Source organism: Candidatus Viridilinea mediisalina, from assembly GCF_002532535.1.
GTDB classification, from domain to species: domain Bacteria; phylum Chloroflexota; class Chloroflexia; order Chloroflexales; family Chloroflexaceae; genus Viridilinea; species Viridilinea mediisalina.
On record NZ_NQWI01000131.1, the window covers coordinates 1 to 12668 of the forward strand.

Genomic DNA, 12668 nt, shown 5'->3' on the forward strand with positions numbered 1-12668 from the left:
TTGCTGCGTTCGACTTGCATGCATTAGGCACGCCGCCAGCGTTCGTCCTGAGCCAGGATCAAACTCTGCGTTGAATAGAATAGAGCCTTAGCTCCACTCTCACATTGACGTGGAACCCACAATTCTATCTCATCACTGTTCAGTTGCTAAGGTGCGCTGTGAGAGTTTTGGCAACAAAAAACCAGGCGGTGGGTTACCCCTCCGGCCCGGCGACGTCTCCAGGTCACCCTGGCGCGGTTCGCTTGTGGCCTCCAGCTCTCACTTGTTCAGGTCTGCCTCGCTCACGAGTGAGACCGTCGAACACCACAAAAGTGTATCACGCCTGCTTGAGTTTGTCAAGTGGCGCGAGCAGCTTTCTTTTGGGTTTTCTTGGTCTGCCTCGTTGCTGAGTGAGACCACCGAACACGCTTGTAGTATAGCAAGAGCACGAGGGCTTGTGAAGGGGTTTTTGTTAGAATTGTGTTAGATTCTAGCGGAAATCGCCCCCTGGCGGGGCGATTTCCGCTAGAATCTAGCGTGGGGCTACGCCCTACCCCCCGCCAAATGGCGGAAGCATGCGTAAGGTGTCACGTTCGCATGCCTGTAGCCTAAACAGGAGAGATGATAGATGGCTTGGAAGTTACCAATTGGAGCGCAATCTGAGGCTGAGGGTACCCATTTTCGGGTGTGGGCACCGCGAGCGGATCGGGTTGAGGTGCTGTTGCCTGATAGTGGTGCGATGCATAGCCTTACGTCGGAGGAGGGGGGCTATTTTGCGGGTTATGTTGCTGGGGTTGGTGTGGGTACGCACTATGCCTATTGCATCAATGGGGGCGCTGCGCGGCCCGATCCGGCTTCGCGCTCACAACCCGAAGGGGTGCATGGGCCATCGGCAGTGGTTGATCCGACGACATTTGCATGGAGTGATAGCGCGTGGCGTGGCGTGGCGCTAGAGGATTTGGTGATCTATGAGTTGCACGTCGGCACAGCAACTCCCGCTGGTACCTTTGATGCGTTGATTGAGCGCTTGGATAGCATCAAGGCGTTGGGGGTTACCGCAATTGAACTGATGCCGGTGGCCGATTTTCCGGGGGAGCGCAATTGGGGCTACGATGGGGTTAATCTCTATGCTCCAGCGCGGACCTACGGGGGGGCCGAGGGGCTACGGCGGCTAGTGGATGCGGCCCACGCCAAAGGGTTAGCTGTATTGCTCGATGTGGTGTACAACCACTTTGGCCCCGACGGGAACTACCTGCGTGAGTTTAGCCTCGATTACTTTACGGATCGCCATACGACGCCATGGGGTGATGCGATCAATGTAGATGGCCCCGAGGCTCGTCCGGTACGCGATTTTTTTATCAACAATGCGCTGTATTGGTTGCACGAATACCATGTGGATGGGCTACGCCTTGATGCTGTACACGCCATTATTGACGATAGTGCGACCCATGTGATTGCGGAGTTGGCTGCGGCGGTGCGGGCGCAGTTGCCTGCCGAGCGCCATTTTTTGCTGATTGCCGAGCATGAGGCGAACGATCCTGCGCTGGTGCGTGGGGTTGACGCCAAACCCCAGGCGGGATGGGGGCTTGATGGGGTATGGGCCGATGATTTTCACCACCAGGTGCGTGTGGCGCTCACGGGGGAGCAAGAGGGTTACTACGGAGATTACAGCGGGAGCGCCCAGGATCTGGCGGCAACGATTCGGCAGAATTGGTTCTTCCAGGGGCAACGCTCGCCCCACTTGGGCCATACCCGAGGCGCACCGGCAAGTGACGTAGCGCCAGCCCATTTTGTCTACTGCATCCAGAACCATGATCAGGTGGGTAACCGCGCCTTCGGTGAACGGTTACACCACACGGTCACCTTGGAGGCTTACCGGGCTGCTTCGACGCTGCTTCTGTTGGCACCGCAGACGCCATTGCTCTGGATGGGCCAGGAGTGGGCTGCTGCGACGCCGTTTCTCTTTTTTACCGACCACAACCCTGAGCTAGGCAAGCTGGTGACCGAGGGGCGACGGCGGGAGTTTGCCAGCTTTACGGCCTTTAGTGGGGCCACGGTGCCCGATCCGCAGGATGTGCAGACCTTTTTGCGCTCGAAGTTGCAATGGGAAGAACGAGAACACGGAGCGCATGCGGGCATCTTGGCGCTCTATCGGGATCTCTTGGCGCTACGGCGTAGCCATGTGGCGCTACGTGAACGGACGAGTGTCAGTGTCAAGCCGGTGGATGACCGCACGATCACATTGCACTACCGCAGCACACAGGGTGCCGAACTATTCCTCGCGGTGAGTCTGGGTGGCGTAGCTGAAGTGGAGCTTGAGGAGAAGGATTGGCAACTGCACCTCGATAGTGAGGCGGTGAGCTATGGTGGACATGGCGTTCCGAGCCTGGAGGAGCAGCGCATGCGCTTTACAGGGGCGCGGGCGGTGGTGTTGGTGCGGGGGTGATACCATTTCCGATTGTAGATTGCAGATTGCAGATTGTAGATTGTAGATTGCAGATTGCCGAACATGGCGTCCCAAATGGGCTTGATTGTCATTGAGCATACATATAGGGCTTTGTGAGACCTATGGATGGCCCTCACCCCCGGCCCCTCTCCCACATTGTGGGAGAGGGGCGAAGGCACCGCAATTTTGTTACGTTCCTCAAGGCCCGCGCACCCAGCATGTTGCTTACCCCAACTCTGAACACTTACAAGAATAGCATCACTCCTGAAAATCAGCACCAATCAGCAGGACAATGTCGCTCTGATAGGGTGCGGGGGGGGCGTCAGGAGGGGGCGAGGTGTAGACTTGGCCGGGGTTGAGGTTGAGGGTTGTGGCAAGGCGGCGTAGGGTTTCGGGGTGGCCGCTATAGTCAATGAGGCGGGTTTGGGCGCTACGCATAGGGGCGTCGGCGGGGTTGTTGACACTAAAGCCTTGGGCGCTGAGGCGGGAGCTGACGCGCCCGGCAAGGCCATGCATATCGGTTGCATTGAGGACTTGGATGCGCGCAAGGGCGCTGCTGCCTTGAGGTCCCGCGAGTAGCCGTGCGACTTGGGCGGCAACTCCGTTGGGATCCCAGTAGATGTTTGAGCCTTCTTCAGCAACAATGCGTACGTCGTTGGGGTTGAGGCTTAGGGTGAGGATCGCTGCGGGATCGAGTTGTTGGGCCAATGCCGCAAGGCCACGCAGTGTGTCAATGTCGCTGAGGGGCATCGTGGTGCGAACGCTGCCTTCAAGGCTGCGTACAAGCTCGGGCAGCAGATTGGCCTGACTCAGCAGATCACGCGAACGCACGTCGTGCAGGATGGCGCGCAGTACTTGTTGTTGGCGCGCGGTGCGATCAAAGTCGCTTGTGCTATGGCGGGTACGCGCAAAACGCAGCGCCGCCGCGCCGTCCATCACCTGCAGGCCAGCGGGAATGTAGAGGCGCTCGTAGCCATAGTCTGGCGTAGGATAGGCGGGATCGAGGATGGGCCGTTCGACATCAATGGTTACGCCGCCAAGGGTATCAATGATATGTTTGAAGCCCTCGAAATCCACTTGGGCGATGTAGTCCACCGAGAGATCAAGAAAGGCCGCGACGGTCTCGGCAGCAAAAGCGCCACCGCCAGCAGCGGGGGAGGTACCGGCACCATAGAGGCTGGTGGCGTTATTGTAGCCGTAGGTGTAGGCGGTGTTGATCTTACGTAGGCCCAGGTTGGGCATCTGTACCATCGAATCGCGGGGAATGGAGAGCATACCGGCCCAACCCTCAGCAGGATGCACATGGACGAGCATGAGGGTATCAGAACGAACGCCATCTTCGGGGCTGTCGCGACTATCGAGGCCAATGAGCAGAACGTTGAAGGGTTCGCGTAGCGAGGCGGGCAGGTGGGCAACTGCACCAGCAGTAGTTGGGTAGCGGGGATCGTCCTGCTCGAAGGTACGCAGCGTTGCGCTGGCCCAATTGCCTACCATCGAGATAATCAACCCGCCCACAGCGAGGATGAGCAGGGCAACAAGAACAACGGGAGTGCAACTGCGGCGTTGGCGGCGACGTGAGGTTGAACCACCGAGGGCGGCGCGGCGGGCGGCGACACGTTCGCGGGCGGTGCGATAGGATCGTCGGGGGGGCAGAGGAGACATGGGAGTTTAGGGGCTTGCGGGTAGAGCGTTTGCTCACAATGTGAACAAGAAGAGGTACAGAGGTTTTCACCACAGAGACACAGAGAACACAGAGAAATTTACGGCAAGGCAATCACCATAGTTTGGCCTGCCCCATCAAAACCTCTGTGTCCTCAGTGCCTCTGTGGTGAAAACCTCTGCATCTCTGCAAAAACACTCTACCTGAATGGATTTTAGGGGGCGGGCCAGGTGGGGGCTTCAAAGGGCAAGCTGGCACACATGCGCCGAACGGAGATCGCTTGATCGCGGGGCAGAATTGCGAGCGAGAGGATGCTCATATCATCACTCGGTTGGCCGCGGTCGAGGGCGATGGCACGCTCAAGAATGGTATCGGTTAAGGTTTGGGCCGTGTGGCCTGCTTCAGTGGGCCATGCGGAGAGAAAATTGACCAATTCGAGGTCTTCATCGTAGCGTTCGCCCGCACGCAAGAGGCCATCGGAGAAGACCACAATGTAGGTGTAGGGCCGCACCGCCAATTCCGTAAGATTGGGGTTGGTCATAGGTTGTAGACCAATGGGCAATGAGGGTTCATTGTATGAGCGCAGACCTGTATGATCGATCACAAAGAAGGGGGCGGGATTGTTGCGCGCCATAAAGATTTTGCCATTTTGAAAATCGACCGAGAGGATGTTGAGGGTAGCTGCAACTTGACCCATGCGGTAGGTGTAGAGGTAATCGTGAACAGCGCGTGCGGCGGCGCTATCACGGGCACCATCTTTGAGCAGGGAGATGGCGCGGGTGGCCAGCAGATTGCTCAACGTCTTGGCCCCTCGTCCGGTGCCTTGGCCATCAACCAGCACGAAGGAGAAGCCACCACCGGGGCGCTCAATCATCTCTAGGGTATCACCACTCTCACCACTGCCGTGGTAGGCGATTTTTGCGGCTGCGACTTCAATCTCCAGCATACCTGTCCTCAAGGTGATGGTTTGGATTTGTAGGGATGGGGTTCGTGGCGACTTTACAGCTTGCGAAGACGCGAGGATGCGAGGACGCGAAGCTCTCGCCTCTTCGCCTCACGCATCCTCAAAAGGTTGTAAAGCGACTTTCAGCTTTTCTGAAACCTTAGAGGCTGTCTGAAAATTCTATGGGTTGGCGTTGGAGTGCCGACTTTAGCCGACTAAAGCCGGCACTCCAGTGTGTGCCCCCGGCTTTTCAGACAGCTTCTTACCTGTATGGTCATTGTCCTGCTCATAGTATAGCGCACATTGCGCCATGGGGTGCGTGCTATAATCGGCTAGGGTTACATCAACACGGAGGTCAAACAGGATGACCGAGACACGAGTATTTCACAATTTCATTAACGGCGAGTTTGTGCCGAGTAGTTCGGGGCAGACGTTTGAGCGGCGCAATCCAGCCGATCAGCGTGATCTTGTGGGTGTTTTTCAAGATAGTGGTGCTGCGGATGTTGACGCGGCGGTAGCAGCAGCAAAAGCGGCCTACACCACTTGGCGCAAGGTACCGGCCCCGCAACGGGGCGAGATTTTGCTCAAGGCGGCTGAGTTGCTTGTGGCACGCAAGGAGCAGTATAGTCACGACTTGACCCGTGAGATGGGCAAGCCGCTCTTTGAGGCGGGGGGCGACATTGTTGAGGCGATTGGCATGGCTCAGTTCGCGGGCAGCGAAGGGCGGCGCATGCACGGGGTTACAACACCCTCGGAGTTGCCCAACAAGTTCCAGATGAGCATGCGTCAGCCGATTGGGGTGATTGGCATGATTACACCCTGGAATTTTCCTATGGCGATTGCTTCATGGAAGATGTTGCCTGCCCTGGTTTGCGGCAATACGGTGGTGATCAAACCGGGCGAAGATGCTTCGATCAGCACCTACAATCTGGTGGCATGCTTGGTTGAAGCGGGCCTGCCGCCGGGGGTGGTCAATATTGTGACTGGCTATGGGCCAAGTGCGGGGCAGCCTTTGGTAGAACACCCTGATGTTCCGGTACTCTCTTTTACCGGCAGTAACGAGGTTGGTCGTCTGGTGTACGAACTGGGTGCCCGCCAGATCAAGCGGGTGAGCTTGGAGATGGGCGGCAAGAATCCGCTAATCGTGATGGACGATGCTGATCTCGATCTGGTGGAACAAGGCGTCGTTTGGGCCGCCTTTGGAACCACGGGGCAGCGTTGCACCGCGACGAGTCGCCTGATTGTGCAGCGCGGCATTGCGGCTGAGATGAGCGAGCGGATCGTGGCGCGGGCTAAGGCGCTGCGGGTAGGCAATGGCTTGCAAGCAACCAGTGAGATGGGGCCGTTGGTGAATGGCGCACAGCTTGAGCGCGTGCTTGGCTACATTGAGCTTGGTAAGAGCGAGGGTGCAACCTTGCGCTGTGGTGGGGCGCGCCTAAGCGGGGGCGACTACGACCACGGCTTCTTTGTGCAGCCAACGGTCTTTACGGGGGTTACGCCCACAATGCGGATTGCACGCGAAGAGATCTTTGGGCCAGTCTTGAGCATCATTGAGGTGGACGATTTTGACGAGGCGTTAGCGGTGGCCAACGACGTAGCCTACGGCCTCTCAGCCTCCATCTACACCCGCGACATCAACACGGCCTACCGGGCCATGCACGAACTGGAGGCGGGCATCGTCTACATCAATGCGCCAACGATTGGGGCGGAGATACACCTACCCTTTGGGGGGGTGAAGGGCACGGGGAATGGTCACCGCGAAGCTGGCCCGACGATGCTGGATGTCTTTAGTGAGTGGAAGAGTGTCTACGTGGACTACAGTGGGGCGTTGCAGCGGGCGCAGATTGACAATTAAGAGGTACCGAGGATTGAACCACAGAGGCACCGAGGGCACAGAGAGAGAGTGTCAACAATGGTGCGTGATTGCCATGCCACACTCTGCTCTGTGTTCTCTGTGCCTCTGTGGTTCAATGCTCTGCATCTCTGCAAAAACTCTATCGCCGGAGGGGTTTCTAGGCGGTTGCGGGCGGGGGGAAATTCTGAGGCGAGTTTTGAGAAGTCTGGGAGCGATTGTCGTTCTGGCGCGACATGTCAATTGTCAGTGGCTTCACCCGCTTAAGCAGTTCAGCCAACTGTTCGCCTTCGACCGTCTCGAACTCAAGCAGGGCATTGGCCATGTCGTCGAGGACAGCGCGGTTGTTGATCAGGATTTGGGTGGCGTTGTCGTATGCTTCTTCAGCGAGGGCTTTGACTTCGACATCGATCTGGCGGGCAATATCATCGCTATAGTTGCGCTGCTCGCTGATCTCGCGGCCAAGGAAGATCAACTCTTCCTTTTCGCCGAAGACAACGGGGCCAAGCGCTTCACTCATACCGTAGCGGGTCACCATTGCGCGAGCAGTACGCGTCACCGTCACAAGGTCGCTAGAGGCACCCGTGGTGACCTCTTGGGAGCCAAAGACAATCTCTTCAGCGACCCGGCCACCGAGGGCGACGGTCATGCGGGCTTTGAACTGGGCGATGCTACGGAGGTTCATGCTATCCTCATCGGGCAGGAAGAGGGCATAGCCGCCAGCCTGACCACGGGGGATAATGGTAACCTTTTGGAGCTTATCGCCACGGGGCATTGCGACGCCGGTAATGGCGTGACCAGCCTCGTGGTAGGCAACAACCAGCTTGTGGCGGTCGCTCATGACGCGGGAGCGGCGTTCGGGGCCACCGAGGGCCACCCGTTCAATTGCGTCTTGCAGTTCGGACATGCCGATTTTCTTCTTGGAGCGACGGACGGCGAGGATAGCGCCCTCATTCACGGCATTCATCAGGTCGGCACCAGAGAAGCCGGGGGTGAGGCGGGCCAGGATCTCAAGGTTAACATCATCAGCGAGGGGCTTGCCCTTCACATGCACCTTGAGGATATCGATGCGCCCACGCACATCGGGGGCATCAAGCACCACCTGGCGGTCGAAGCGACCAGGGCGGATCAGGGCGGGATCAAGCACATCGGGGCGGTTGGTGGCAGCGATAATGATCACGTTGGTATTGGTGTCAAACCCGTCCATTTCAACCAGAATCTGGTTGAGGGTCTGCTCACGCTCATCGTGGGAGCCACCGAGACCAGCACCGCGCTGACGGCCAACGGCATCAATCTCATCAATGAAGACGATACAGGGGGCATTACGCTTGGCCTGATCGAAGAGATCGCGGACACGCGAGGCACCAACACCCACAAACATCTCGACAAACTCAGAGCCAGAGATGCTAAAGAAGGGCACGCCTGCTTCACCAGCAACAGCACGGGAGAGGAGCGTCTTGCCGGTGCCGGGAGGGCCAACCATCAGGACACCACGGGGAATGCGGGCACCGAGGGCGGCGAACTTATCGGGAAACTTAAGGAACTCAACGACCTCGGTGAGATCCTGCTTGGCCTCTTCTTGGCCCGCGACATCAGCGAAGGTTACGGTGGGCTTATCACCGGCAAACATACGGGCGCGGCTCTTACCGAAGGACATAGCCTGGTTATTCGAGCCTTGGGCTTGACGCATGAAGAAGATGAAGAAGCCGATCAGCAGCAGGGTGGGCAGCAGGATGGTAAAGATACTGAGCAAGCCACCCCAAGCGGGGGCGGGGGCCACTGTAACGCGAATGAGCGGACGACCATCGGCCCCAGTAATGGGCACATCGTACTGCGCGAGCAGTGACATCACGCTATCGCGCGTCTCGAGGCGGGAACGGAACTCACCATCGGGGGTGGTAACGATAATCTGCTCATCGCCAGCTTGGGCTTGGATGTCACTTACCCTACCGGCACGCGCTTCAGCAATGACTTGGGCGATGCCCATCTCATTGTTCTGCGTGCCCGACTGACCAAAGTACTGGAAGAAGAGGGCCAGGGCGGCGACGAGGATGATCAGATAAACAAAACTATTCTTAAGCCAGCGATTGTCACCCATGCGAATAATTTACCCTCCCAGGAGTATGCTGCGTCTCATGAGGCGCAGAAGAACAGGGGAACAAGAAGAACAAAGGAACAGGGGAACAAGGAGAACAGGGGAACAAGAAGAACAAAGGAACAGGGGAACAGAGAAACAGAAGAACAGACCGGAGGCGTTTCGCGCATCTTGATGCTGCACTCTTAGCTTCCTAACTTTTCTATTTTCCTACTTCCTCTTTCCTTTTCCTCATTCCTCGTTAGGGAACAGGCCAATTGCAGCCGCATAGCATGAGGCCGTATGAGCAGTATAACAGACTGTAGGGGTGGCTTCAAGGGAACTAGATCACAGCTTGTTGGTAATCTGGATCACAATGCGTGCGGCACGTGAACTCAAGGCAGATAAATTTCCGGTTTAAGCACGCCGATGTAGGGAAGATTACGGTAGCGTTCTGCATAATCAAGGCCATAGCCAACGACAAATTCATTAGGAATATCGAAGCCCAAATAGTCAACCACAACCTCAGCGATCCGTCGTTCGGGCTTATTGAGGAGGCTACAGATGCGGAGACTGGCTGGATTGCGGAGGTGGAGTTGTTCGAGGAGGTAGGCGAGGGTAAGGCCACTATCAATGATGTCTTCGACAAGGAGCACATGGCGGTCAGCAATGTCGGTATCTAGGTCTTTGAGCATCCGTACCACCCCGCTCGACTCGGTGCTGGCCCCATAGCTGGCTACCGCGATGAAATCGAGGGCTACAGGCAGTTCAATGGTGCGCGAAAGGTCAACCATGAACATAGTGCAACCCTTGAGCACACCAACGAGCAGCAGATTATCGTGGGTGGCATAGTCGCTGGTGATGCGGGCACCGAGTTCACGCACACGGGTAGCGATCTGTTGTTCGGTGAGGAGGATTTTGGCCATGTGATTGTGCATGCGTTTCGTTTTTTCCTTTTTGACCTAGCTCTGGGCGGGGCTAGGCCCAATATTTTTCAAATACGACGGGTTTCTTGACGCAAAGGCGCAAGGGCGCAGAGTTTTTTTGCATATGAGCGCCAAACCTTTGCGGCTTTGCGCGAGCTTATTTGATAAGGTGTTGGGGCTAGGCCGCACCCAAATCTATAGCGCAGCCTACCCAGATGGTAGGCTGCTGATGCTGGTGATGAGCACTGAAGGGCGCGGCGGGGCGGAGACCGACGACCCAGACGATGCTGCTAGGGGTAACGAGGAGAGGCCAAGCGGCACGAAGGCTTTGGGGGAGTTTTTGATCGACAAAGAAATCTTGCAGCTTACGGCTACCAGGGGCACCACGGGGATGGAAGCGGTCGCCGGGGCGACGGCAGCGCAAACTGAGGGGGCCATCGAGCAACTGCGGGTCAAGTTGCAGCCACCAGCGGTCGGGTTGAGCGGGTGGTGTATCGGTAATCTGGCAGTACCAACCATGCCCAATCGGGGTCGTACCGGGGTTTAGGAGGGGAAGTTCAGATTGGGTGAGTTGGGGGTGGGCAGGGTAGGGTTGGGCTTGGGGAAGGGCAAGAATAAGGTCGTTTTGGTCAACCATGAGACGCAGGGTAGCCGTCAGTTGCATCTGGTGACCGGGACGGGTGGCGAGGGTGCGGGCGGCTTCAAGCTGTTGTAGGCTCAATTCGTAGGCACCGAGGCTGGCGGCGGCGCGGCGCAGGGCGTGGCGTTGCATGGCGGGATGGAGGGTTAGCCAGCGTTCACGCTGCAAAGCGACAACACCAGCGTCCGATCGGGCCAAACTGGGCCAGAGGGCGGAGAGTTGCTGCTGGATATAGTCATAGTCATCGCCCAAGATGTGGGCGGTGCGCCCCAAGGTGCTGACAAGTTGAGGATTTTCTTTGGTGAGTTGGGGCAACAACTGGCGCACGCGGGCGCGAGTGTAGTGGGGCGAGCGATTACTGGGATCATCGGCGGGCTGGAGGTTGTGGGTGGTGCAGTAGGCCAGGATCTCATTGCGGCTCGTGGTGAGGAGCGGGCGAATGAGGGGCGGGCACGTTGCTGTTGCTTCAGGCTGCGATGCATGCACTTCATGTGGTGTTATACCATTTACGATTGTAGATTGCCGATTGCAGATTGCCGAACATGGCGTCCCAATGGGCGTTAGCATTCTTGATAATGCGGCATGTTCAAGGGTAATTGGTGTTGCGGCCCATTCAGCCCAAGGCACAACGGGACGCATCGCCCGCAAGCCAGCGAGACCAGCGCCGCGCAGCAGGTGGAGCAGCAGCGTTTCGGCTTGGTCGTCGGCTTGGTGGGCCACAGCGAGGGCACTTGCACCCAGAGTACGCGCAATGGAGGCAAAGAGGGTATAGCGCACTTGACGGGCGGCGGCCAGCAGGCTGGTATGTTTCGCACGGGGCAATGCGGCAAGATCGCGATACTCCACTGTAGCGGGAATGTCCCATGCAGCGGCAAGGTTGGCAACCATATGGGCTTCGGCGGCGGATTGGGCACCACGCAGACCATGATCGAGGTGGGCTACATGGAGCTTGGGGCCACCTGTAGCATGCACCTGCTTCAGAAGATGCAGCAGGCAGAGCGAATCGGGGCCGCCAGAGACCGCGACCAGCAGCAGGGCATCGGGGCGCAAGAGGTGGTGGGTGCTGAGGAAGGTACGAATTCGCTCGATCATAAGGTAGGAAATAGAAAGCAGAAAAAAGAAAAATAGGGAGTGACGAGTGATGAGATTGCAATCTCATCGCTCATCACTCCCTGAGAGGATGGTGTCGGAGGCGGGATTTGAACCCGCGACCTAACGATTATGAGCCGTTTGCTCTACCACTGAGCTACCCCGACACACCGCGAGGATTTTACCACGATAGGGGGTTAGCGTCAACCTTATTGGCCCAATAGTTCTTCAGCTTCAATAATTGCTTGGGCAATATCTTTCATCTTGGTGCGTTTATCGCGGGCGCGTTGGCGCAAGCGTTCATAGGCATCGCGTTCGCTGAGGCCAAGGCGTTGCATCAGGATGCCTTTGGCGCGTTCGACAACCTTGCGCGCTTCGAGTGATTCTTCGAGTTCGACTACTTGATCGCGCAGGGTTTCGATTTCACGGAAGCGTGCCAAGGCGATATTGATTGCGGGAGGCAATTCATTTTCGTTCACCGGCTTGACGAGGTAGGCGAGGGCGCCGGCGGCCTCAGCGCGTTTAATCGTCTCTTTATCGGCATAGGCGGTGAGCATAATAATGGGGGTTGGTGCCTGCTCGCGGATATGTGCTGCGGCCTCGGTACCCTCCATCTCAGGCATACGGATGTCCATCATGATGAGGTCGGGGCGCAGGCGCAAGGCTAGATTGATCGCTTCGGTGCCAGAGCGAGCGATCCCCACCACATCATAGCCAAGTCCCTTCAACTGCTCTTCCAGCGTGAGCGAGACGAGGTCGTTGTCTTCGGCAATTAGGATTCTAATAGCGGCCACAGTATCACCTTAGCGTTGTGAAGGAGGGATGAGGGATGAGGGATGAGGGATGAAGCCGGAGCAATAGTATTAAGGGAAGCAGAAACTTTTAAGTATCCCAGCAGCCTGTCATGCTGAATAGTTCATGGTTTACGACTACCGTAGTGCCGACTTTAGTCGGCTGAGGTCTTTGGCAGCGATGGGAAGCCGACTAAAGTCGGCACTACCTACGGCGCAAACAGGAATGTTCCTACGAACCTTCGCTCAGGATGGCAACGCAACGGGG

At 57.4% G+C, this 12668-nt stretch carries 8 protein-coding genes, 1 tRNA gene and 1 rRNA gene; 2 read left to right on the forward strand and 8 right to left on the reverse strand.

Annotated elements, in window-relative coordinates; genetic code table 11:
- Nucleotides 1-74, reverse strand: a 16S ribosomal RNA gene (locus CJ255_RS18650); the annotation flags it as partial.
- A gap of 533 nt (nt 75-607) precedes the next feature.
- On the opposite strand from CJ255_RS18650, the gene treZ reads away from it, so the two are divergent.
- On the forward strand, nt 608-2425 hold the full coding sequence (gene treZ / locus CJ255_RS18655) for a malto-oligosyltrehalose trehalohydrolase (protein ID WP_097645605.1): 1818 nt from the start codon (nt 608-610) through the stop codon (nt 2423-2425).
- 258 nt (nt 2426-2683) lie between these two features.
- Here the strand turns inward: treZ and CJ255_RS18660 are convergent, their stop codons facing one another.
- Nucleotides 2684-4087, reverse strand: coding sequence for an LCP family protein (locus tag CJ255_RS18660; protein WP_097645606.1), 1404 nt, complete (start codon nt 4085-4087; stop codon nt 2684-2686).
- A 212-nt stretch (nt 4088-4299) separates the two neighbouring features.
- The gene (locus CJ255_RS18665) at nt 4300-5031 is read right to left on the reverse strand and encodes a SpoIIE family protein phosphatase (RefSeq protein ID WP_097645607.1); all 732 of its coding nucleotides are present in this window, start codon (nt 5029-5031) and stop codon (nt 4300-4302) included.
- Between the two features lie 361 nt (nt 5032-5392).
- Between CJ255_RS18665 and CJ255_RS18670 the strand changes: the two genes are divergently transcribed.
- Complete coding sequence (locus tag CJ255_RS18670; RefSeq protein ID WP_097645608.1) at nt 5393-6883, forward strand: aldehyde dehydrogenase family protein; 1491 nt, start codon at nt 5393-5395, stop codon at nt 6881-6883.
- Between the two features lie 157 nt (nt 6884-7040).
- Here the strand turns inward: CJ255_RS18670 and ftsH are convergent, their stop codons facing one another.
- From ftsH to CJ255_RS18695, 5 genes are all read right to left on the reverse strand, one after another.
- Nucleotides 7041-8978 carry an ATP-dependent zinc metalloprotease FtsH gene (gene ftsH, locus CJ255_RS18675; RefSeq protein WP_097645609.1) on the reverse strand — a complete coding sequence of 646 codons (1938 nt, stop codon included), beginning with the start codon at nt 8976-8978 and terminating at the stop codon, nt 7041-7043.
- A 371-nt stretch (nt 8979-9349) separates the two neighbouring features.
- Nucleotides 9350-9892: a hypoxanthine phosphoribosyltransferase gene (gene hpt / locus CJ255_RS18680; RefSeq protein ID WP_097645610.1), complete on the reverse strand. Its 543-nt coding sequence runs from the start codon at nt 9890-9892 to the stop codon at nt 9350-9352.
- Between the two features lie 166 nt (nt 9893-10058).
- Nucleotides 10059-11612 (reverse strand): tRNA lysidine(34) synthetase TilS, encoded by a 1554-nt coding sequence (gene tilS, locus CJ255_RS18685; RefSeq protein WP_097645611.1) that lies wholly within the window; start codon nt 11610-11612, stop codon nt 10059-10061.
- A gap of 89 nt (nt 11613-11701) precedes the next feature.
- Nucleotides 11702-11776 (reverse strand) — tRNA-Met (locus CJ255_RS18690).
- Nucleotides 11777-11818: 42 nt separating this feature from the next.
- Nucleotides 11819-12403 carry an ANTAR domain-containing response regulator gene (locus CJ255_RS18695; RefSeq protein ID WP_097645612.1) on the reverse strand — a complete coding sequence of 195 codons (585 nt, stop codon included), beginning with the start codon at nt 12401-12403 and terminating at the stop codon, nt 11819-11821.
- Between the last annotated feature and the right edge of the window lie 265 nt (nt 12404-12668).